This is a genomic window from Paenibacillus sp. FSL H7-0714 (assembly GCF_038003765.1).
Classification (GTDB): domain Bacteria; phylum Bacillota; class Bacilli; order Paenibacillales; family Paenibacillaceae; genus Paenibacillus_AQ.
Window position 1 is genome coordinate 3,324,860 of the sequence record NZ_JBBOPT010000001.1, and the last position, 24,328, is coordinate 3,349,187.

Consider the following 24,328-nt stretch of genomic DNA (forward strand, 5'->3'; position numbering starts at 1 on the left):
TATAAGGACGCCGAAGGCGTTTATGCTTGTTTTATCGGCTCATCCGTTTCTCCTCGTAACAATGAAATCTCATGCTTATAGGGCGGGTTGACATATTTCTTTTCACCGATGGAGGGGGTCTCCAGGAGCTTGGGAATGGTTGTTAGCTGTGGATGGTGGACTACATATCGAAGCGCCTGAAGGCCGATATATCCATGTCCGATATTTTCGTGCCTGTCTTTTCGCGAGCCGATGATATTCTTTGAATCATTTACGTGAATGACCTTTAGGCGCTCTATTCCAATTATGTGATCAAATTGATCCAATATGCCATCAAAATCTTCCTTCACATTATAACCAGCATCGTGGATATGGCAAGTGTCCATACAAATAGACAGGCGCTCATTGTGCGTCACTCCATCAATAATAGCCGCAAGTTCCTCAAATGTAGTTCCGCATTCACTACCTTTTCCAGCCATGGTCTCTAATGAAACCTGAACATTTCGTTTATTGGCTAACACTTCGTTTAAACCTTCTACGATCCGAGAAATTCCGGCCTGTGGACCCGCACCAACATGGGACCCGGGATGCAGGACAATTTGTGTAGAGCCTAAAGCTTCCGTTCTAATAATCTCTGATTGAAGAAACTCAATACTATGTTCAAAGACCTGAGCGGATAGCGTATTCCCTAAGTTAACAATAAATGGAGCATGTACAACGATATTTGAAATGCCGTTATCTCTCATGTGAGCTTGTCCAGCTTCAATATTCAAAGCTTCAATGGGCTTACGGCGAGTATTATGAGGAGCTCCGGTATATATTAGGAAGGTGGTCGCTCCATAAGATGCTGCCTCTTCACTAGCTCGAAGGAGCATTTTTGGTCCAGTCATGGATACATGTGACCCTAGGAGTAAAGTCATCTGGTTCAACGCTTCCTTTCTTCAGAGAAAGAGACCGAAATTTAGTCACTACATGTCTATTAATATTTGTAGAAGGCCCTAATTATATGTATTTCAGCGCAGGCTAGGTTGTCTCGTCCGTCTATCTCATAAGGGAGACAACCTTACCCACCCAGAATGATCGTTATTCAGCAGCGGTGATCGTCTCGCCTTGGATCGGCTTCAATCCGTTCCCCCACCTAACAGGGATAGAACGAGAGTTGAATAAATCCACTCCGTCAGAGATCTGGAAATGTAAATGGGGCTCACTAGAGTTGCCCGAGTTACCCGTCAGCCCAATGATATCACCTTTTTTGACTTTATCGCCTGGCTTAACTGTAATCGAACCTTTTTTGAGATGTGCTAGATGGCTGAATTCACCACCGTGATCGATGACCACGTTATTGCCGGTTGCCTGGTTTGGATTCATAACACCGACAGGTTCATTATCTTTAATATCATTCATAACCGATACGATTGTACCATCTGCAGGGGCGAAGATTTTTTCCCCAAAGGCATAATAACTTTTGTTTTTTAGCGGATCCCCTTTATAAGAATAGTTCTCCTTGGCCTGAATGAAATCATAGGCGTAACGCTGGATCTCTACTTCATAATGATAATTTACGAGAACATTTTCTCCGCCCCAAAATACAAACCAGTCACCTTCGAAAGGCAATGCGTATTCATGCTTACTAAGTTTTGTATCGGTTTCAGGGGAAGATGTCAGTTCTTGAATCTGGATTAATGAAATGGTTCCATCCGGATCAAACATTCCGATGAGCCCTTTATTACCTGTATCACTCAACCAAGTACGTCGATCAAATCCATTAAGCTGCATATCAGATGCTTTGTTCAGTGTCTGGATATCCTTAGTGAATTCCTTAGCGGTCTCAGCTAATTCAGTTTCACTTACCTCATCCTTCAAAGGCTGACTAAAGTGGGCGTACATTTCTTTATAGTTCCCTTTAAGCAGAAAATTTGGCAGATCATCAGGCAGGAACATTATTTCGTTTGATTCTACAGCTGAATTGGATGTTTGCTCCACTTTCGCATTATTGTTCATATCCGTTTTTCCTCCTCCACAAGCTGTTAATAGTAAGGCAAGTGATCCTATTGCCAAAACTGTTTTTGCTGACATTCCCGGTATGCTGATTATTTTTTTAGAGCTTTTTTTCAAGAATATCGCCTCCCAATAGTCAAATTATAGCAAATGAGTCTTAGCTCTTCTGAAACACAGTATTAATACGATCTTAACTTTTGGTGTAGTAGACGAATACGAATTAAGCTTCTGTTAAGGTTAGTGCGATTGATAGCGTCAAGAATCATGCTATGATGATAAAAACAAGGGCTATTTGGAAAGGGAATTTCACAATGAATGAAGCATCGATTTTACTTGTAGATGATGAACAATCGCTTTTGGAGATTATGGAGACTGTATTACTCAAGGAAGGTTATTTAAATATTGATACTGCGGTGACGGGTGAAGAAGCGATAAGCGCCTGCGAAGCCAAAAAATATGATTTGATTGTATTGGATGTGATGTTGCCAGGGCGCAGTGGAATTGAAATCTGTCCTTTTATTCGGCAGACGACGGACGCACCTATCCTGTTTCTTACGGCTCGAACCTCTGATTTTGATAAGCTGACCGGATTTGCTATAGGTGGAGATGATTATATCACTAAACCCTTTAATCCACTTGAAGTTGTCGCTCGAATAAGAGCGCAGTTGCGGCGGTACTTAAGTTCACCTGCTCCATCAGATACTGATAAGATCACAGCGACAGTTCACAGCAAATCTGCGAACGTTTACGATTACGGGAGATTTAAACTGGATGAGACGGCAGGGGAGCTGCTGGTTGAGGGTGAGTCGGTCTCTTGTCCGGCACTTGTATTCCAATTGCTGCTGTTCTTATGTAAACATCCCAATCAAATATTCAGCAAAAGTGAATTATATGAAAAGGTTTGGGGTGAAGAAGCCTTAAGTGATGATAATACGGTCATGGTGCATATTCACCGTATAAGAGAGCGTATAGAAGCAGACCCATCCGATCCGAAGTTTATTGTTAATGTTAGAGGTCTTGGGTACAAACTGGTTAAAGTAGAACGTCAAGAGTTGTCTGCGCCATGAATATTAAGCGCCGGTTAACGTTAAAGTTTGTTCTTCAGCTCGCAATTACGGGCATGGTAGTACTCGCTATTTCTGCCATAACATTTACTTGGATTTTGCTGCGGTTTCTTGATATTAGTCTCTCGCGTGATTTTGCCAATGTGGGTCTTGAACAATTGGTAGAATCTTCTAAGATTGATGAGGATGGCATACATTTTTCTCCGAGTTTACTGGAGCAAGTGAAGAAAAATAAAGGCTGGCTACAAAGTCTAAATGAAGATGGGCAAGTTGAGAGTGCCTATAATACACCTAAAGATGTACCCATTCAATATGGCCCTGGCGAAGTAGTTGCTTATTGGACGGGCACTCAGCCGTTTCCTTATAATCTGGCACTATGGATTCAAGAAAAGGATGGTAAACAGCTCGCACTGGTGTATGGTGCGCCTAATGTATTAGGTCCACTATTAAAGAAAGTGAGTGAGGGGACATTCGCTGCTGCGAAAGGGGACCCAGTACTTCCTGATGAACTTGAAAAAGAAATTAAATCGGCCCAAGCTTTTGTTCAACTTATAGATTCATCAGGCAATGAAGTGGTTTCTTATAATAGACCTAATATGATACCCACTCAGTACTCCGTTCAAGAGCTTGCACTTCGCACCCTGTACAGTGAACGATATGGGTACCATGTTCTTTCTTCTTTTGATAAGGACTCAGGTCGTACTTGGATCGTGGGAGAACCCAATATCAAAGGGACAGATCCAAGTAAAAAAGTGTGGATACCAGAGGAAGTAAAGGTCGTGATCATCGGTTCATTTGCCATGCTTATCGCTTTATTGATCGCGTTTGTGTTGCTCTCTTTATGGCAAGCTCATCGTTTCGGTGCACCTATGCTGCATATGCTCGTGTGGCTCGATTCCATCGGAAATGCCATCTATACAGAGCCAACGGATCGTAAAGGACTTCGTCGCAGTCGAACAGCCGTGGGTAAATGGAGGAGAAGATACCGTGTTTTTGCTGATGTGATGGTTTCAATTGAGAAATTATCGGCAACCTTGAAGAGTGATCAAGTACTGCGGGAAGAGACGGAGAGCTTACGCGAGGAATGGATCGCCGGTGTTACTCATGATTTGAAAACCCCATTATCCTCAATCACAGGATATGCTCATTTACTGGCCGAACCAAAATACGATTGGTCGAAAGAGGAAGTTCGTAAGTTTACAACGACTATGCTAGATAAATCGGCCCATATGGACATGCTGATCAGTGATCTTGCAATGACCTATCGTCTAAAGTCAGGAATTAAACCACCTGAGACGATGGAAGTTGAATTGAACGCTTGGCTGCAACAAGCTCTCGAACAAGCTGCTGCCAATCCTGCCTACGGGAAGCAGCGAATAGTATTTCTGCCTGCACAAACCGAAGTAAGAGCTCAATTGTATACGCCATGGCTAGAAAGGGTTGTCAACAATTTAACTGCGAATGCGCTGCTCCACAACCCACCGGATACGAAGTTGACCGTTTCGCTTATTCATAAAGATAGGGACACCGGATTTATCATTCAATTTGCTGATGACGGCGATGGAATGGATGAAGAAACAATGATCCGGCTATTTGAACGATATTATCGAGGAACGGATACAGCGTCTACCTCCAACGGTTCTGGGCTCGGCATGGCGATTTCTAAAGGACTGATCGAATGTATGGGGGGCCGGATTACTGTCGAGAGTCACGTAGGTAAAGGAACGGTTATTAAGTTAATATGGAGCTGATATCTTCATTCAAGCCCTCGCTGTATTCCAACCGGATACCGCGAGGGTTGTTTGTATTTATTAGGATGAGTCAAGGCTATAAAAATAAAGGAGTTGACATCTTTTTTTAATGTAACTACAATAGTTACAGGTGAGCGATTATTAAGAGGATGAAATTCATCCTAATTTGAGGAGGATTTTAAAATGAAAATAGCTATAACAGGAGCAACAGGTCAATTCGGATCATTGGTGATAGAGTCTCTACTTAAAACTGTACCCGCAGGGGACCTTGTAGTAAGTGTCCGGAATCCAGATAAAGCAAGTGATCTTAAAGCGCGTGGTGTGGAAGTCCGTCATGGTGACTTTGATAAGCCGGAAACATTGGATGTAGCGTTTGCCGGTGTGGATCGACTGCTAATTGTATCTTCAGATGGAGATAACGAGACTCGGATTCGCCAACATAAGGCAGCTATTGATTCAGCCGCTAAAGCTGGTGTTGGATTCATTGCCTATACAAGCGTAGGACATGCTGAGAAGAGTGAGCTGTTCCTTGCTGAAGTACACCGTGTAACCGAGGAAGCCATTCGAGCTACCGGAATTCCTTACAGTTTCCTTCGCAACAACTGGTACATGGAGAACGAGGTTGGATCTATCCAAGGCGCCGTAGCAGGTGCCCCATGGGTAACTTCTGCTGGTAGTGGTAAAGTTGGCTGGGCAGCACGAGGAGATTATGCAGAAGCTGCTGCTAATGTTCTAGCTGGGGAAGGACATGAGAATTCTGTCTATGAATTGTCTGGCAAGCCTTTAACACAAGAAGAATTGACTGGAATTATAAGTGGCGTAATAGGTAAAGAAATTAAAGTGCTGCAAGTTGACGACGAAGCTTATGCGAAAATCATGGCTGAGGTTGGTGTACCAGAAGCTGCTCTGCCATTCGTTGTTGCGATTCAACGTGGTATTCGCGAAGGATGGCTGGATATTGAAAGTGACGATCTAGAGAAAGTACTGAATCGTCCAGTCACTCCGTTAGCGGATGTTATCAGTGATCTTGTAAATAGTCTGCAAGCTTAAATAATATAGCAAGATTCAAGGCTTCTTCTCGGTGAATAACCAGAAGGGGCCTTTTTTTGTGCATCTTTAACATCATTGATAAAGGTTTCGTGAAGTAATAATAATGATATAATAGGAAACATATGTGAACTATTGGTGTAATGAAAATGATTGAATCGAAGAGAAGGGGATGAATATCAATGAGGACAAAAATTTGGATGGCTTCTGGTGCAGTAGTTGTTGTTGCTTTAGGGGCAGTTTTATTTGTGGGGGGAAATGATAAAAAATCACCCGCAGCAACCGATACATCTAACGTTAAACAATTAGTGCAGGAATATAGTTCAAGCAGCATGAAAGACCTCTCTGCTTCCATCACTTCAGAGCAGCTTATTGTGACCGACAGCAACAATCAATCAACCAAATATGACTTACCCAAAGATGAGTTTTTTGTTTCCATCGCACCATATGTTAAGAATACACACCCGTGTGCAACACATAGCTTGACTGGATGCCAAGGGGAATTAACAGAACAAATGTTTGATGTATATGTCGAGGACACTGCGGGCAATGTGATTGTGGATCAAACTATGAAGTCCCAATCTAACGGATTCATTGATCTTTGGTTACCTCGTGATAAGAAATATAATGTAACGATTGAACAGGATGGTGTAAAAGCGAAAGCCGCACTTTCCACTTTTAAGAGTGATAATACATGTGTTACGACCATGCAATTAGTAGAGAGTATCTAAGCATCAGAGACAGCGAAGTCACTACTTCCTCTGAAAATTCCATATCGGACCTGCCATTTTAAATCCTTCCATTTCATGAAACCTTGATCTAATAGGTTCGAATTATGGGAGGGTTTTTCTATGTAAGAATAAGGTAAAGTTTAATTATAGTAATTTTCCACCTCCTGGAAATGGTATAATCTAATGGATATCAAGAATCGAGCTTTTATAGGGAGTGTTCCTTGAAGAAGGGTATCGTCGAAAAACTCAAGGGTGATTCTCTATGATAAATTTTAGTTGGTACTTCATTTTTGAGAGGAGATAGAGGAATGGATAAAGATCTGATCATCGGGGATGTTTTGCAGGAGTTAGCTGGTACGCGTCGTATGCTGGAGAAGCTGACGCAGGAGCATATGACATGGAAACCACACGAAAAGTCAATGAGTCTCGGTGGGCTATCCACACATCTCGTCAATCTGCTAAACTGGCAATCAGCCATTCTTCTTCACTCGGAGTTTGATTTGGCATCTGTGCCATATCGACGAGAAGCGCTGGAGAGCCCCGCCGCGGTTCTGCAAGAGTTCGATATGAGCGCTCGCAAGATTGAAGAATTAATTTCTGAAAGCAATGTGGAGACGCTTGGTGCGGAGTGGACACTGCGTAATGGCACAGCGGTTATCCGCCGTCAGACACGGGCAGTCGCGCTTCGTACCATCGGCTTGAATCACATGATTCACCACCGGGCACAGCTTGGGGTATATTTCCGACTTCTAAATATACCAGTGCCGGGCCTTTATGGACCCTCTGCAGATGAATTAGCGAACGCCTAATTAATGAATTTCTTAATGAGTTAAGGATCGGAAAGTTGAAAAAAACAAATCGGCATGATAACATGGATACAAATTAATGATCGGAGTTGAAAAGTATAGTGTAGTAATTATTCTTGCGACACATGATGAATAAAACAACAAAAACGGTTTATTTCGTTTGTTTTATTTTTTGTATGCAAGAAAGTTACTACTTCTTTTCACTCGAACAATATATCCTTATCTAACTCCATTTGGGGCTAGATTTGCTGTATTTATTTGAGTCACAAGAAAGTAACTTTCTTGTGGCTTTTATTTTTTTCATACAGGAGGATACTTATATGTCATTAATAAATGTTACAAATCTAACCTTTGCCTATGAGGGCAGCTACGATAACATCTTTGAGAATGTAAACTTTCAAATCGATACTGATTGGAAATTAGGATTTACCGGAAGAAACGGTAGAGGAAAGACCACCTTTCTGAGTTTATTACTCGGAAAATATGAATACAGCGGAAATATTTCTGCCCATGTCACTTTTGAATATTTTCCTTTTCAGGTGGATAACAAGGAGCTTAATACCATTGATGTGATCAGCGAGATTTTTCCGGATTATATTCATTGGAAATTAATGCGTGAACTTTCATTATTAAAGGTGTCTGAAGATGTGTTATATCGGCCCTTTGATTCATTGTCTAACGGAGAGCAGACGAAAGTGCTGTTAGCCACTCTATTCATTAAGGAAAATAGCTTCCTATTGATCGATGAACCTACCAATCATTTAGACATGACGGCAAGAAAGCTGGTCAGTGATTATCTCAATACGAAAAGTGGATATATTCTGGTCTCTCATGACAGATCTTTTCTTGATAATTGTGTAGACCATATTTTGTCTATAAATAAGACGAATATAGAAATTCAAAAAGGCAATTTTTCAAGCTGGTGGGAGAATAAAGTCAGACAAGATAACTTTGAGCTGGCAGAGGACGAGAAACTCAGAAGAGATATTAAACGCTTATCTGCTTCTTCAAAACGGACAGGCAACTGGTCACATGAAGTGGAAAAAACAAAAAACGGAACGAGAAATTCCGGCTCAAAGGTAGATAAAGGCTACATTGGACACAAGGCCGCTAAAATGATGAAACGCTCTAAAGCCATTGAACAAAGACAAAATTCTGCGATCAACGAAAAGTCTAAGCTTCTTAAAAATATCGAAAATTCTGAGAATCTAGAGATTACACAGCTTGACTATCATAAACGTCAACTTGCTGAGCTAGACAATATTTCGATTTTTTACGGTGAAAAAAAGGTATGTTCAGACGTAAGCTTCACTATCGAGCAGGGTGAGCGTATTGCTCTGTCGGGTAAAAACGGCTCAGGTAAATCAAGTGTCATCAAATTGATGTGTGATGAGGATATAGATTTCACAGGCACTCTCACAAAGGATAATCAGCTTATCATTTCCTACGTATCCCAAGACACTTCTAATCTGCAGGGGAATTTAACGGATTATGCCAGAGACAACGGAATCGATGAAAGTCTGTTTAAATCTATTCTACGAAAGCTTGATTTTTCTAGAATCCAATTTGATAAAGACATATCCACTTATAGTGGTGGTCAAAAGAAAAAAGTGCTGATTGCCAAAAGCCTTAGTGAGAAAGCTCATTTGTACATTTGGGATGAACCGCTTAATTTTATTGATGTCATTTCACGTATGCAAATTGAAGAGCTGTTGCTTGAATACACGCCAACTCTTGTTTTTGTGGAGCATGATCGGGAATTTTGCAACAATGTTGCTACGAAAATCGTTGAACTCCACTAAGAACTCTTTCCAAAGATAGTTAATCTCAAAACCACTAGACCAATATAATTATATTAATAAAGTTAATTATTATATATATTCCAGTTTTCCAATGTACTATAATGATATAGATGCATTGTTAGCATGTTGTTAAAGGAATGAAGATTTCAAGAAACAACCTATAGAATTGAACAACAGGAGGAAATAAGTTGAGCACACAGAATGTGGGAATTCCATTAGAAGGTTTTGCAGAATTTAGCCGGACAGTAGCCGCTGAAGGTGCGGTGCTGGTGAAGAATGATAATCAGGTACTTCCGCTTGGCGAAGGCGATAATGTTGCGATTTTTGGCAGATCCCAAGTGAATTATTATCGCAGTGGTACAGGTTCCGGCGGTAGTGTCCATGTTACTTATACGACCAATTTATTGGATGGTCTTCGCACTAAGAAGAACTTTACAGTTAACGAAGAGCTGGCTGCTGTCTATGAAAAGTGGATTGAACAGAATCCATTTGATAATGGTGGAGGCGCATGGGCTGCAGAACCTTGGCATCAGAAGGAAATGTCTTTGAGCAATGAATTGGTTTCCGAAGCTAGAAACAAATCGAATAAAGCCATTCTTGTAATTGGACGCACGGCAGGGGAAGATCAGGATAATGCTGATGCACCGGGCAGCTACCAATTAACAAATGATGAACAGGCAATGCTGAAGCAGGTAACTACATATTTTGAGCAAACAATCGTTGTACTGAATGTCTCCAACATTATTGATATGAACTGGATGAACGATGAAAGCTATAAATATCCGATTTCAACTGTGATTTATTCATGGCAGGGTGGTATGGAAGGCGGAAATGCGATTGCAGATGTGCTGTCTGGAGAGGTAACTCCAAGTGGTAAACTGACGGATACAATCGCTTATTCCATCAATGATTACCCATCAACACAGAATTACGGCAATGAATTTACGAACTTGTATCAGGAAGATATCTATGTAGGATATCGTTATTTCGAGACATTTTGCCCAGATAAGGTTCAATTTGAATTTGGTTATGGTTTATCTTATACAACTTTTAGTATCGAGCCAGAAGAAGCCAAATTGATTACCAAAGAAGGCGAGTCTTTCATTGAAATCGGCGTAACCGTTACCAATACAGGAACTTCCTTTGCTGGTAAAGAGGTTGTTCAGGTCTATTATGAAGCTCCGCAAGGTAAGCTTGGTAAACCAGCTAAAGCTCTGGTGTCATTCGGTAAGACGAAAGTTCTTGAACCGGGTGAAGCACAGCGCCTTACCGTGAGTTTCTCAGCTCATTCTATGGCTTCTTATGATGACGCAGGCGTAACAGGACATGCTTCTGCCTATGTTCTCGAAGAAGGAACGTACCGCTTGTATGTGGGAACTAGTGTTAAACAAGTGGTGGCAGTCGGTGTTGAGGGTAAAGACAGCTATGTCGTTGAAACTCTTCAAGTTGTGGAGCAATTGCAAGAAGCGCTCGCGCCTACAGAAAGCTTTACGAGAATGATGCCAGGTGCTCAGAAGGCGGACGGTTCGTACGAGATTGTTTATGTTGAAGTTCCTAAACGTAAAATTTCGTTGGCTGAGCGAATTGAAACTAATCTTCCAGAGACGATCTCACAAACAGGTAATAAAGGATATAAATTAAGAGACGTATATGAACAGAAGGTTAGCATGGAAGCCTTCATTGCACAGCTCAGTGATGAGGATTTGGCTGCAATTGTACGTGGTGAAGGGATGAGCAGTCCTTTAGTTACACCGGGCACAGCTTCTGCATTTGGAGGCGTAAGTGACAGTTTATTTAATCTCGGAATTCCAGTGGCTTGTACAGCTGATGGTCCTTCAGGGATTCGTATGGACAGCGGAGCAAAGGCGACTCAAGTTGCTATCGGAACGCTTCTTGCAGCTACTTGGAATACGGATTTGGTAGAAGAGCTTTATGTTATGGAAGGGCAAGAGTTGTTAAGAAATAACGTGGATTCCTTGCTTGGACCTGGCCTTAATATCCGACGCAGTCCGCTTAATGGACGTAACTTTGAGTATTTTTCAGAAGATCCTTTGATCTCTGGGGTGTTTGCTGCTGCATGTACTCGCGGTATCTTGAAAGGCGGCTCAACCGCTACGATGAAGCATTTCGCTTGTAACAATCAGGAGAAACATCGTAGTAAAGTAAACGCCGTGGTGTCTGAACGTGCACTTCGTGAGATTTATTTGAAAGGTTTTGAAATCTCCGTGAAGCAGGGCGGTTCGAATTCTATAATGACCTCCTACAATCCAGTTAATGGACACTGGGCGGCTTCGAATTATGATTTGAACACCACGATTCTTCGTGGGGAGTGGGGCTTTAAAGGCATTGTAATGACTGACTGGTGGGCGATCATGAATGATGTAGTTAATGGTGGACCAGCAGATCGGAAATTTACAAATTGGATGGTTCGTGCACAAAACGACCTCTACATGGTTGTACCTAACTATGGTGCAGAAATTAACGGATGGAATGATAACACCATTGAGTCCTTGGAAAATGGTACGTTAACCCGTGGAGAGCTCCAACGTTCTGCCATAAACATTTGTGAGTTTATCATGAATGCACCTGTATTCTCGAGAAAACAGGAAATTGTAGAAACTGTAGAGTTCTTTAAAGCTAATCCTTCACTTACTGGAGAACAAGCTCAATCCTTATCACAGAATCCACAGGTTAAACCTGTCGTAGAAGGATCGACTAGCTTTAAAGTGGAACAGGCTGGTCAATACCGTATCCTGGTGCATATCATGTCAACGGAACCTGAGCTGGCTCAAAGTGCGTGCAATGTATCAGTGAATGATCAATTGATGACAACCATTCAAACAAATGGTACTGAAGGTCAGTGGATCAGACAAAAGCTTGTGAAAGTTGAACTCGAAGCAGGTCTTTATGATATGAAATTGGAGTTCATCAAACCAGGTTTGCAGATCGATTGGATTGAATTCAATAAAATCGACTAGGTGTCATGCGTTAATGTTAGATAGATCGTTAATATTAATCATTTCTAAAAACCGCGATATTTTTCGCGGTTTTTTTGTTGTACTTATTGTTGCGGGGGGATCATATATTTCATTTCCACTACTCCACATGAGTATGGAGGGGGGATTTCAACTCCTTTATCGGATACTAGAATATGAGGAAATTGCCCGGTATACCAACTATGGTGTGTCGGGCTTTTTGCAGATTATATACTTTGCAAATACTTGTCTGCATGTACTTGTGTTTGTTCGAATAAGTTAGAAAGTAGGACCAGGACAAACCATAGGTGGAGATGCGTAGAGATGGGGATGCGTAAACAAAGCTTTATTCGTGGCACGTTCATTTTAACTGTGTCGTCATTTTTTACAAAAGGGCTCGGATTTTTGAATGGCGTTTTGCTGGCACGTTTCTTAGGAGCCGAGGGGGTAGGGCTGCTTATGATTGCTCATCCGCTGCTACCCTTGTTTATTACGCTGACAGAGCTGGGGCTTCCTGTTGCGATTTCAAAGCTTGTCTCAGAAGCTGAGGTTAAGCAGGATGAAGCGCGAGTAAAGCGAATTCTCAAAGTATCTTTAAGTATTACGGGTACGTTGAGTATTATACTAACTTTAGTGGCTCTATTTGGATCCAAATGGATCGCGTCGGTTTTTTTAGCCGATCAGCGGGCGTATTATGCTATGGTCGCTATTACGCCGATCATTCCAATTATTGCGATGTCAGCTGTATTAAAAGGTTATTTTCGTGGAAAACAGAACATGAACCCGCTGGCCTTTTCCGATATTATTGAGAATTTGGCGCAAATCATTGTCATTATCGGTGTTGTGAACGTTTTGCTGCCTTATGGGATTACTTATGCAGCTGCGGGCGCTATGGCGGCTTCCGTGATCGGCGAAGGTTTTGGTTTGCTCTATTTGTTTGCTGTCTTCAAATGGGCAAATCGAGGGAAGATCAAACCCACCCCACCGCCTAATTCAAGTTTTTCACCCAAAGGAGACAGTACGTTGAGAGATCTGCTGCGCATCGGCTTACCGATGACAGGCAGCGGTTTTATTCATTCTCTCTATCATGCGTTTCTCCCATTGCTGATTACGAAAAGTCTAGTCCTGTTTGGTGTGGGGGTTGAGATGGCGACTAAGCAATTTGGACTTTTAGCGGGATATGCTCTCCCCATGTTGTTTCTCCCCAGCTTCTTCACACAATCGTTGTCCACTGCATTAATTCCGGCGATCAGCGAAGCAAGTGTGAGCAATAATAGCAAGCTTATGCATAGTCGGATGGATATGGCTATGCGATCCGCGCTTATTGTTGGTCTTCCATGTACAATCATCCTGTACTTATGGGCTGTACCATTAACTACTTTGATCTATCATTCGCCAGAAGCGGGCGAGCTGCTAAGGTTGATTGCCCCCTTATTTTTCCTTTATTATTTTGGAGCACCACTGCAAGCGATTCTGCTTGGTTTGGGGAAAGCATCAACCGTCATGTGGAACCATATTCTTACGAATATTTTTGAAGTGATTGCGATCTTTGTTCTCGGTTCTAATATTGGCATCGAAGGGGTTGCTATAGGGTTCGGACTGGGGCTTTTGCTGCTGACACTGCTGAATTTTATGTCTGTGGCAGGAACGATCGGATTTTATTTTGACTTTCGCGTTGTAATCAAGGTGGGCGCGGGAGGAATTATCATGACGATTTGCGGGATGACGGCTCACGGTATACTGGAACGAATGGACCTGGGGCAGATTATTGAACTGTCCGGAACTCTAATCGTTTCATTGATCACCTATGCTGCAACATTGCAGGTAACCCATGCTTGGGAACGGTCACCGAAACCACCGACGATTACGCCTGTTTCTTGAAAGGGAATATTTCGGTATCATGCTCCAAAAAGTAAATCGAGTAATGATGTAACCCTCTGTGTAACAGTATGGAGGCGGATGAAGGTAACGGGAGCAGCGAGGTGTTTAACTGTATTTTGTACAGCTATAAATGGATGGGTGATTTAGAAGGAAGTGTAACGGACAAAAGTATTCAACCCCCGGTTCATAACATCAGAGCAACGATTCTCCAATAACGGATGATCGCTGCTCTGATGTTTTTTACGAATTTTTGTTTGAACTGATGAATACATACCGGAGCGGGGTATTGGAAAGGGGAGCTAGATTCTCAAAAAGGACTACATAAGGCGCGATCTAGCTTTTATGAGACACCTTGAGAAGTGAAGCAGGACTACGCTAGTTATTACCGAGTATTATCCTTGACCGTATTTTTTTCTAAAATGACTCAGTGTAAGTAACGGCCAGATATAGCGATAACTATGATAATTGGAATAGAAATTACCGGGGAGACCAGCGCCTGTTGGATAAGAAGTTTTCCAATCCTCTTCATGAATAGACATGATTAATCTTTCAATTCCTTTTTCCACCGCAGCTGTTGATTTCGGCTGAATGGTGATGAGTGCGTCAAGCGCCCATGCGGTTTGGGAAGGCGTACTTTCGCCTAATGGCACATATTTCAAAAGCCGATCACTATGACAAGATTCCCCCCAACCCCCATCCGAGTTCTGTATGCTTAGGAGCCAATTTGCTCCTTTTTGCAATGTTTCATGTTCCAGTGGCAGGCCAACGGCCTGCAATCCTGTTAAGGCAGCCCAAGTCCCATAGATGTAACAAACGCCCCATCTTCCGTACCATGAGCCATCCTTCTCCTGATGCTGAATCAGCCATTTCACACCTCGCCCGATGAATTCGTTTCGCGTATCAAGGGCGGCAAAGTTCCCGAGATACTCCAAGGTGCGCCCGGTTAGATCTGCCTCCGAGGGATCAATAGCAGCAGATTTAGCCCCATCGATTGCGAGCCAAGTGAGCATTTCTTTATTGGTGTTTTTTTCAAAAGCTGGCCAGCCACCGTCTTTATTCTGCATCGATAGGACCCAGTTCAGTCCACGATTCCATGACTCTAGATAGGATGGCTGAGTTATTGATAAACTTCGAATGGCTCGTAAAGCAGCGGTCGTATCATCCACATCCGGATTAATCGTATTAGATTCTGAGAAACCCCATCCCCCCGGAGTCGTATCCGGATTATGAATGCTCCAATCAGCAGTTTTATGCTGTTGTCTGGTCAGCAGATAAGGAGTAGCACGTTGAATCGCGAGATGATGATCGGGAATTTGTGCCTCCTGTAAAGCATAAGCGATTAGAGCCGTATCCCATATCGTAGACGGAGAGTTTTGAATTGTTGTTTTACTTTCCGAACGGCATTGCATCGAGGTAAGCCCATCTATGGCATTCGTAATCAGAGGATGCTGCTGGTCATAGTCCAGAGCCAGAAGGGCATACACCATAAGAATTGTACTAGTTGCGTAACTGTATAGAGTCCCGTCGGATTCAATCCGCTGGAGAATAAACTGTTCTGCTTTAGTTCGGGCAACTTCGTGAATGTAGCGAGGGCTTCCAAGAAGTCTGCTTAGGCCAGTTTGAATAACGTCCTGCAGCTCATGATATCCACGGGAAGCGGGTTCAGTATCTTCAATGCGTGTGTCTATGAGATCAGATAGATCGGGAGCATTCGCTGTTGAGATCGAGAAACGTCGATCGGCCATAATAAGCATAGGCGTGAGATGCACTCTTGAGTAGCCAGAGAACTCAAAATAGTTAATAGGAAAATAAGACGGGAACAACAGAACTTCTAGGGGAATCGAAGAGATCGATAAAGGCCATTTGCTCTGTCCAGTAGCTGCGAGAATGACTCTGGTTAGGATGCTAGTTACTTTTCCAATTCCTCCTTTGGATTGAATATAATGCTTTGCGCGCAATATCGGCTCATCTGTCACCTTACTGTACCCAGAATAGAGAAGGGCGTAGTAGGCTTCAACCGAGGTGGATAAGTTACCATCTTTTTCATCTCTATACAATTGCCAGAATCCAGCGGATTGCTGCTCAGCAAGAATGCGATCATGTAGCTGTCGAATCAGGGCTTCATTCTGTACGTTCAAAATCCGAAAGAGAATGATGACATAGGCATCGATAACGATTCCATTCTCAAAACAAAAGTGCCAAGATCCATCTTGCTGCTGTTGATCAATCAGGAATGCCGTTAAACGCTCGATCTCATTATCTACTGTGCTCAGTATAGGATTCATTCCTTAGGTACCTCCGAGGTCCTTCATTTTTAGTATTATATGATGGATGAGAGGTTGAAATGAAAAAGGACTGTAAAGTTGCTTTATGCAACCTCACAGCCCTTGATAATATTTAGCTAATCAATCGGTTAATTTTCAATCACGATACGGTTCAGCTTAAGATTTACCGGGGCAGCAATCGTGTCACCCACAGGGCATTTGCTTTCTAAAAATTGTACGAATGCTTCGACCTTCTCGGCAGGGGATGGGGTCTTTATGTAGAATGTATAGCGAATATCTGAATAGCCGGGACGGACTTCAGAACGGTTAAAAAATCCATCGAGGTCCAGATCACCTTCCACGTCTACTCTGAAATCTTCAAGCTCTACCTCAAATTTGGAAGCATAAACTCGAGCCACAATAGATTGGCAGGCCCCTAAAGAAGCAAGCAAAGCTTCAACAGGATTCATTCCTGTATCCGTACCCCCAAGATTTTGTGGTTCATCGATGACGAGCTCGAATTGTCTTGCTTTTGTAATGACTTTAACCCCATCTTGTAAATGGGCAGTTGCTTTGAAAGTTTGAACATTTGGCATTTGTCTACACTCCTTCTTCTGGACAACCCAATTATGATTAGATGTTTCGAATTTTATGTAATTCATAGTATTTTTCTAGGAATTGTTTAGATTATAGTTCTATTCTTTGTACCTTGTCAATACTTGATTTGTTTTATTGGAGGTAGATAATGTGTCGTTGAAATGACGTTTACGTGAATATGAAAATTGACTTCACAACTATCTCTATTATGTCGATAAATATATAGATTGTTTGGTATTTATATACACTGGAGGGATATTATGAACTATTCAGAACTAGGAAAACAATTTATAGGTGGGGAATGGAGAGAAGGGAAGAGTAGTAAAACACTGACAGACATCAATCCATATAATGATGATGTAATCCATACTTTTCAAATTGCCAGCGTTGCTGACATTGACGATGCTTATCAAGCAGCTTATAAAGCAAAGCTGGAATGGGATAAGGTTAACCCGTATATTAAACGTGACATCCTTGAGAACGCTGTTAAATATATTGAAGCGAATGAGGAAGGAATTACATCCATTATTGTTAAGGAACTGGGTGGAACGAGGCTGAAGGCAGCATTTGAGATTGGTCTTGTAAAAAATATGGTAAAAGAAGCGGCAACGTTCCCACTTAGAATGGAGGGTAAGATCCTGCCTTCTACAGAGGATGGTAAGGAGAATCGGCTGTACCGCATCCCTGCAGGCGTGGTTGGGGTGATTAGTCCTTTTAACTTTCCTTTCTTCTTGTCTATGAAGTCGGTTGCTCCTGCGCTGGGTGCTGGAAATGGTGTGGTACTTAAACCACACGAGGATTCACCCATTACGGGTGGAACTCTGATCGGCAAAATTTTTGAAGAAGCAGGTGTACCGAAGGGGCTATTAAATGTTGTAGTGACGGATATAAAGGAGATTGGCGACGCGTTCGTCGAGCATCCGATTCCGAGAATCATTTCCTTCACGGGTTCGACTAAGGTTGGAAGCTATATAGGTCAACTGGCAATCAAGAACTTCAAAAAGCCGTTACTTGAGCTTGGCGGCAATAGCGCGTTCATTATCATGGAAGATGCGGATCTCGACTACGCAGTACAAGCTGCGACATTCAGCAGATTCACACATCAAGGTCAGATTTGTATGTCTGCCAACAGAATCATTGTACATAAGACGATCTATCAGGATTTTGTAAATAAATTCAAAGAGAAGGTATCTACACTTACAACAGGTGATCCGAGTGATCCACAGACCATCATTGGACCAGTCATCAACCACCGCCAAGCAGAGACACTGGAAAAGTTAATTGCGAAGGGCATAGAACAAGGCGCTGTTCCTCTGTTGCATGGTAAGATTACCGGCCGAATGGTAGAGCCTACTATCCTTATTAATGTTAAAACGGATATGGCTGTTGCACAAGTGGAGCTGTTTGGACCAGTTGTATGTATCATTCCGTTCGAAACGGATGAGGAAGCTATTGAAATTGCCAACGATACGCGTTTTGGGCTAAGCGGAGCAATTCATACTTCCAATCTTGAGCGTGGTGTAGAAATGGCTAAGAAGGTCCACACTGGAATGGTTCATGTGAATGATGTCACGATTAACGATGAGCCGATTGTAGCTTTCGGAGGAGAGAAACAGTCCGGTATAGGCCGTTTAAATGGGGAATGGAGCTTGGATGAATTTACAACGATGAAATGGATTTCAGTTAATTATGGACAAAGAAAACTCCCTTATTAAGGGTTTGGAGGATAAAATGTGAATGAGATAACTGTAGAAAAAACACAGCATGAACTGATTAATGCTTTCGTAAAAGTGGCTCCACTACTGAATAGTCTCTATAACGATGACATTACAATTGGCATTTATGACACGGAAAAACTGATCATCAACATTCCGGGGAAAACATTCTCGCTGAATGTCAATCCTGGTGATCCACTGATGGAAGGGGATATTGTAACAAATGCGATTAGGAATGATACAGCATTATCAGCTGTCGTTCCGAAAGAGCTGTTTGGTTTTCCGCTTGCTGCACGTGCGATACCGCTTCATGACGAGCAGGGCAAGGTAATCGGTGGTATCGGTATGGGGACAAGCCTCGAGAAAGCGAATAAGCTTTTTGAAATGGCAGAGAGTTTTTCCGCTATTGTCGAACAGACAACGGCATCTATTGATGACATCAGCCAATCGGTTTCTCATCTTACCGGTCGTGTGACAGACGTAACAAACCAAATGAAGGATGTTAGCTCCAGTGCTCAGCAGATCGGAAAGATTTCGACTGTAGTTAAAGAGATTTCGGATCAGAGCAACATGTTAGGACTTAACGCTTCTATTGAGGCGGCAAGAGCAGGAGAATTTGGGAGAGGATTTTCGGTCGTTGCCGATGAAATTCGGAAGCTGGCGACGAGCTCCAAGGAAAATGTGGACCAGATTAATGGAATTTCTAAGAATATTCAGGAACTGTTGCAACGGTTAAATCATACGTTTTCTGATATTCACGCGCTTACCGGTAGTCAATCAGGAGCAATTAAAGAATTTTCTGCAACGATTCAAGAGATAAGCTTAAAAGCGGAGGAACTAGCGCAGGTTGCTGAAGAAACGCTTTTTAGAAAAGATAAAAGTCAATAAGCAATCAGCATTGATTACACATTAATAAGAATTAATAAGAAGAAATACAGTTGTCTTGTATTTCTTTTCTCTCTTTAAGCCTGCGCTTTACGCGGGTTTTTTTGTTGTTTTTTGGGATTCACAAATGAATAATGCTGATGTTACAAAATGGAAAAATAAAACTTGACAGGATTAGATCATCTCGTATACATTTGTATACATAAACGAAACGTATACATATGTATACAAAAAAGGAGGAGTAAATATGCGTGATGGACATTTCGGAAAACGCGGTCATAGAGAACATGGGGAACACAAAGACCGTGGAGAGCATAGAGATCGCGAGCATATGAGCAGACATGGGATGGATTCTATGGATGGTCCCCCCAAAAGTGCTCAAACTTTTCGTCGCGGCAGAGCTCTAGCATTTTTGGAAAAGCTGAATGTGAATCGAGCCACTTTACAGCGGCAGCTGCAAACACCGGAGCTGGATTCGATTAAGCAAGTGATTAGCGGTGAATTGAAGGCAACGGAAGCGATCATTGAAGAGTTTATCCATATTTTTCAGATTCATGAAGTAACGCCGGAAGATAAGACTGTTGGCGAAATTAAAAAAGAGGAGAATGATCAAAAAAATGAAAACCATTGATCTTATAAAAACCCGTAGAAGTATTAGCAATTTAAGGCGGATTCGATTCATGAGGATGATTTATTGAATTGGCTGGAAGCAGCTAGTTATGCTCCAAATCATCGTATGAACGAACCTTGGGAACTCCTATTTATCGGGCCTGAGACTAGAGCTAAATTAAAGCATAAGACGAATTTTGGAAGCGCTCCTGTCGTTCTTGCTATCTTATCTAAACCTGGTGCAACAGCGTTTGAACGTGATGAGAATGTTATGGCTGCCGCATGTTTCGCACAGAACTTCTTATTAGCTGCACATGAAGTGGGAGTTGGAGCCTATTGGGCTTCTTTAGGTGCTTTACCTCATAATCGTGAAATTCTAGGTGTCCCGCAAGATTACGATGTGATTGGACTATTTGGCATTGGATATCCGGAGGAAGTTCCAAATGCTAAGCCAAGAACACCGATGAAATCAAAAATCACATATTTATCTTAAAAGGTGATGGAATGTGGAAACTTAAGAGTTACTTAAGGCCATATTGGTTGTGGTCTGTGTTAGCACCACTTATGATGATGCTCGAAGTGTTTATGGATTTGCTTCAACCTACACTAATGGCGAGCATTGTGGATCATGGGATTATGACGAAAGATTTATCACATATTTATTCGACGGGATTGACCATGCTTGGAGTAGCATTTTTCGGTCTAATTGGTGGGGTGGGCTGCACCGTTTTTTCGAGCATCGCCTCACAAAATTTCGGGAATGATTTACGGATTAACCTGTTTGAACATATTCAGAAATTCTCAAACAAGAATCTGGATCAATTGAAGACGGGTTCATTGATTACTCGTCTAACAAATGATGTGGTGCAGCTACAAACCTTTGTTCAGATGATTTTGCGGAATATTCGCTCTCCATTGCTATTAATCGGCAGCTTGATAATGGCTATACGGATTAGTCCTTCGCTGACCCTTATCCTTGTCGTTGCCGTGCCATTGCTGGTTGCAATATTATATGGGTTAATTCGACTTTCTTTCCCTTTGTTCGAGAAAATGCAGGTCAAATTAGACGGCGTCAACACAGTATTGCAGGAAAATTTATCGGGTATTCGTGTAGTCAAAGCCTTCGTCCGTGCTAAGCATGAACAGAAACGGTTTAATACAGCGAACAAGGATTACACTGAGACTGCGATAAAAGCGGTGCGATTAATGTCGTTAAATATGCCGCTCATGATGCTTGTGCTCAATGTCAGTATCGTAGCTGTGCTTTGGTTTGGTGGGCTGCAGAGCTGGAACGGCTCCCTGCCGGTCGGTCAGTTAATTGCCTTCATTAACTATATCACCCAATTGTTGATGTCCATGCTGATGTTGAGCAATATGCTCACATTCTTCTCGCGTGCAAAGGTCTCCGCAGATCGGGAGAATGAAGTGTTTTCTACGATCAGCGAGATTACAGATGTAACCGAAGCTGAAAAAGATAAGCTACAAAACGGTCGAATTGTATTTGACAACGTTTCATTCGCTTATGATCCTACGGATGAGAACCTCGTGTTAGATGGCATCCATTTCACTGCTGAGCCAGGTGAAACTGTAGCCATCCTTGGAGCAACCGGTGCTGGTAAATCAACCTTGGTGAGCCTCATTCCACGCCTTTACGATGTTTCTTCTGGATCAATCACAATTGATGGTTCCGACACTCGGCAAATTTCTTTGGAACATTTACGTCGCAAGATCGGTTACGTTATGCAGCAAGCCATTCTGTTCAGCGGAACAATCCGTGATAATATCCGATATGGCAGACCGGAGGCTACGGATGAAGAAGTGGAACAAGCAGCAAAAGCTGCTGAAGCGCACCCTTTTATTTTAGAGCTGCCACAGGGTTATGATACAGTGCTTGGCCAACGAGGCATCAACTTGTCCGGTGGGCAGAAGCAGCGGCTTTCGATTGCAAGGGCGTTGTTAATTCAGCCAACAATTCTTATTATGGATGACAGTACTAGCGCACTTGATGCGGCGACAGAGTCGCGAATTCGGCAAATGTTAAAAAAACGGCTGAGTAGTAGCACTAATATTATGATTGCTCAGCGTGTCACATCTGTGATTGATGCGGACCGCATTTTAATTCTAGAAAACGGCCGAATTGCTGTACAAGGTACACATGATGGTCTAATGAGTAGCAGTGAAATTTATCGAGACATCTGGAAATCACAGATGAAAGGGGAGGAGGTTCCTTATGTCAAAGCATGACAACGGCATGAACACTCCCCCTATCCATAGACCAGGCGGATTCGGAACAGGAATAGGACCGGGATCTGGCCCCGGACGCGGCGGCGCTGTGCCAATCGTGCGCGCCAAAAATCAAGCGAGCACGCTTAAACGCATCTGGACTTATTTGAATCGTCAGCGGTTCGGGTTAATCATTGTATATGTATTTACTGTGTTGAATGCACTTCTTTTATTGATCGGACCGTATCTCATCGGTAAAGCGATTGATACTGCGGTTATTCCACACGATTATCAGGGTCTTATTCGGTTTTGCATACTCCTTATTGGCATTTATGGGCTAGGCAGTGTAGTTGCCTGGGTGCAAGCATACGTCATGACATCTGTTTCGCAGAATACTGTTTTTGAGCTGCGCCGTGATCTGTTCAGCAAGTATCAGCAGCTGCCCATTAAATTTTTTGACACTCGGGCTAACGGAGAATTGATGAGCCGGGCAACTAACGATATTGAGAGCGTATCCAGCACACTCAATCAGAGTGTGACCCAATTGTTAAATAGTTTGATTACACTAAGCGGCTCCCTCGTTATTATGTTAATGCTGAACGTTCCCTTGACTGTAGTCTCATTAATCACGATCCCGCTCGTATTATTGGCTAGTCGAAAAATCATTGGTTTAAGCCGCACTTATTTTAGAAATCAGCAGCGACATTTAGGTGAACTTGGCGGGTTCATCGAAGAAACCATCAGCGGACAAAAGGTGGTCAAACAATACAGTAGGGAAGAGTCAGAAGTTAAACGATTCCGAAAAATAAGCGGAGAACTGAATAAGGTCAGCATTAAGGCACAAATCGTATCAGGATTAGTAGGACCCGTGATGAACATGATTAATAACCTTGGATTTGCGATCATTGCCGGGGTTGGGGGCTGGATGGCTTTCCATAACATGGCTACGGTTGGTATAATCGTTAGCTTCCTTACCTATTCCAAACAGTTCGGTAGACCCATTTCTGATCTTGCTAACCAGTACAATTTAATTCAATCTGCAATCGCCGGTGCAGAGCGTGTTTTTGAGGTTTTGGAGATGCCGTCCGAATACGGGGATGAAGAAAGTGAGGATCTCCCAAGATTAACAGGGGAGGTTGTTTTTCAGGACGTTTCTTTTGCTTACAAAGCGGATTCCCCGATTTTGTCGGGCGTTACGTTTGAAGCAAAACCTGGGGAGAAAATTGCACTCGTTGGCCCAACAGGAGCAGGTAAAACAACCATCGTTAACCTGCTGATCCGATTCTATGATTTGAATGGCGGTTCCATACGAATTGATGGTCGCGACATCCGAGAGCTGGATAAAAACGCACTTCGTAGTCAACTAGGGATGGTGCTGCAAGATGCGCATGTATTCTTGGGAACGATTCGTGAGAATATTCGGTTTGGCCGACTCGATGCGACCGATCAAGAGATTGAGCAGGCGGCTCAGCTAGCCAATGCGGATGCTTTTATCAAAAGATTGCCGCATGGTTACGAGACCCTCCTCAATGCAGAAGGCAGTAATTTGAGTCATGGCCAGCGCCAGCTGTTAACGATTGCTCGCGCAATTTTAGCTGATCCTGCCATATTAATTCTTGACGAAGCAACCAGTAGCGTGGACACACGTACGGAAATGCACATTCAACAAGCAATGAAGAATTTGATGAAGGGTCGAACAAGCTTTGTAATCGCCCACAGGCTTAGTACGATCCAGGACGCCAATCGCATACTCGTGATCCAGGGTGGAGGAATTGCTGAGCAAGGAAGTCATGAGGAGCTGCTTGCGATGCAGGGCGCCTATTACGAGTTATACAATACCCAGTTCAAACGAGCGATTTAAAGAAACATTTGTATGGCTTATGAAAAAACACTGACTTGGATCAGTGTTTTTTTGTTAGCGAGGTGACCACAGACCATCGAATTGACCGCCGAAACGCTACATTGTATGCTACTACAAGATAATGTAAACAAGGAAGTGAT

19 protein-coding genes are annotated in these 24,328 nt (G+C 42.6%); 15 read left to right on the forward strand and 4 right to left on the reverse strand.

What is annotated here, in order from left to right; genetic code table 11:
• Positions 1-20: 20 nt before the first annotated feature.
• Together NST34_RS14935 and NST34_RS14940 are read right to left on the reverse strand one after the other, a co-directional pair.
• Positions 21-899, reverse strand: coding sequence for a deoxyribonuclease IV (locus NST34_RS14935; RefSeq protein WP_341128128.1), 879 nt, complete (start codon positions 897-899; stop codon positions 21-23).
• 163 nt (positions 900-1,062) lie between these two features.
• On the reverse strand, positions 1,063-1,980 hold the full coding sequence (locus NST34_RS14940) for a M23 family metallopeptidase (protein ID WP_341128129.1): 918 nt from the start codon (positions 1,978-1,980) through the stop codon (positions 1,063-1,065).
• Positions 1,981-2,288: 308 nt separating this feature from the next.
• Between NST34_RS14940 and NST34_RS14945 the strand changes: the two genes are divergently transcribed.
• From NST34_RS14945 to NST34_RS14985, 9 genes are all read left to right on the forward strand, one after another.
• Positions 2,289-3,044 carry a response regulator transcription factor gene (locus NST34_RS14945; protein ID WP_339271221.1) on the forward strand — a complete coding sequence of 252 codons (756 nt, stop codon included), beginning with the start codon at positions 2,289-2,291 and terminating at the stop codon, positions 3,042-3,044.
• Positions 3,041-4,792, forward strand: a complete 1,752-nt coding sequence (locus tag NST34_RS14950; RefSeq protein ID WP_076299026.1) for a sensor histidine kinase — start codon at positions 3,041-3,043, stop codon at positions 4,790-4,792. Before NST34_RS14945 ends, NST34_RS14950 begins: the two co-directional genes overlap by 4 nt.
• A gap of 183 nt (positions 4,793-4,975) precedes the next feature.
• Positions 4,976-5,842, forward strand: a complete 867-nt coding sequence (locus NST34_RS14955) for an SDR family oxidoreductase (protein ID WP_076299027.1) — start codon at positions 4,976-4,978, stop codon at positions 5,840-5,842.
• A 179-nt stretch (positions 5,843-6,021) separates the two neighbouring features.
• Complete coding sequence (locus tag NST34_RS14960) at positions 6,022-6,570, forward strand: CueP family metal-binding protein (protein ID WP_340969360.1); 549 nt, start codon at positions 6,022-6,024, stop codon at positions 6,568-6,570.
• A 308-nt stretch (positions 6,571-6,878) separates the two neighbouring features.
• The gene (locus NST34_RS14965; RefSeq protein WP_076285748.1) at positions 6,879-7,379 is read left to right on the forward strand and encodes a DinB family protein; all 501 of its coding nucleotides are present in this window, start codon (positions 6,879-6,881) and stop codon (positions 7,377-7,379) included.
• 317 nt (positions 7,380-7,696) lie between these two features.
• The gene (locus tag NST34_RS14970; protein ID WP_341128130.1) at positions 7,697-9,178 is read left to right on the forward strand and encodes an Lsa family ABC-F type ribosomal protection protein; all 1,482 of its coding nucleotides are present in this window, start codon (positions 7,697-7,699) and stop codon (positions 9,176-9,178) included.
• 188 nt (positions 9,179-9,366) lie between these two features.
• Positions 9,367-12,156, forward strand: coding sequence for a glycoside hydrolase family 3 C-terminal domain-containing protein (locus NST34_RS14975; protein WP_341128131.1), 2,790 nt, complete (start codon positions 9,367-9,369; stop codon positions 12,154-12,156).
• 321 nt (positions 12,157-12,477) lie between these two features.
• Entirely contained in the window at positions 12,478-14,034 is a 1,557-nt protein-coding gene (spoVB, locus tag NST34_RS14980; RefSeq protein ID WP_341128132.1) for a stage V sporulation protein B, read from the forward strand.
• Positions 14,035-14,102: 68 nt separating this feature from the next.
• The gene (locus tag NST34_RS14985) at positions 14,103-14,249 is read left to right on the forward strand and encodes a hypothetical protein (RefSeq protein ID WP_341128133.1); all 147 of its coding nucleotides are present in this window, start codon (positions 14,103-14,105) and stop codon (positions 14,247-14,249) included.
• Between the two features lie 177 nt (positions 14,250-14,426).
• On the opposite strand, the gene shc is transcribed toward NST34_RS14985, so the two are convergent.
• Both shc and NST34_RS14995 read right to left on the reverse strand, forming a co-directional pair.
• Entirely contained in the window at positions 14,427-16,319 is a 1,893-nt protein-coding gene (shc, locus tag NST34_RS14990; RefSeq protein ID WP_341060753.1) for a squalene--hopene cyclase, read from the reverse strand.
• Between the two features lie 128 nt (positions 16,320-16,447).
• Positions 16,448-16,894 carry an OsmC family protein gene (locus tag NST34_RS14995; protein ID WP_042188137.1) on the reverse strand — a complete coding sequence of 149 codons (447 nt, stop codon included), beginning with the start codon at positions 16,892-16,894 and terminating at the stop codon, positions 16,448-16,450.
• Positions 16,895-17,152: 258 nt separating this feature from the next.
• Between NST34_RS14995 and NST34_RS15000 the strand changes: the two genes are divergently transcribed.
• The 6 genes from NST34_RS15000 (at position 17,153) to NST34_RS15025 (ending at position 24,188) form a co-directional block, all read left to right on the forward strand.
• Entirely contained in the window at positions 17,153-18,610 is a 1,458-nt protein-coding gene (locus tag NST34_RS15000) for an aldehyde dehydrogenase family protein (RefSeq protein WP_341129549.1), read from the forward strand.
• An 18-nt stretch (positions 18,611-18,628) separates the two neighbouring features.
• Positions 18,629-19,498 carry a methyl-accepting chemotaxis protein gene (locus tag NST34_RS15005; protein WP_076299042.1) on the forward strand — a complete coding sequence of 290 codons (870 nt, stop codon included), beginning with the start codon at positions 18,629-18,631 and terminating at the stop codon, positions 19,496-19,498.
• 244 nt (positions 19,499-19,742) lie between these two features.
• Entirely contained in the window at positions 19,743-20,126 is a 384-nt protein-coding gene (locus NST34_RS15010; RefSeq protein WP_052404285.1) for a hypothetical protein, read from the forward strand.
• Positions 20,127-20,189: 63 nt separating this feature from the next.
• Positions 20,190-20,597, forward strand: a complete 408-nt coding sequence (locus NST34_RS15015) for a nitroreductase family protein (protein WP_341128134.1) — start codon at positions 20,190-20,192, stop codon at positions 20,595-20,597.
• 11 nt (positions 20,598-20,608) lie between these two features.
• Positions 20,609-22,348, forward strand: coding sequence for an ABC transporter ATP-binding protein (locus NST34_RS15020; protein ID WP_341128135.1), 1,740 nt, complete (start codon positions 20,609-20,611; stop codon positions 22,346-22,348).
• Positions 22,335-24,188 carry an ABC transporter ATP-binding protein gene (locus NST34_RS15025; RefSeq protein WP_341128136.1) on the forward strand — a complete coding sequence of 618 codons (1,854 nt, stop codon included), beginning with the start codon at positions 22,335-22,337 and terminating at the stop codon, positions 24,186-24,188. The genes NST34_RS15020 and NST34_RS15025 overlap by 14 nt, the downstream gene beginning before the upstream one ends.
• Positions 24,189-24,328 lie beyond the last annotated feature (140 nt).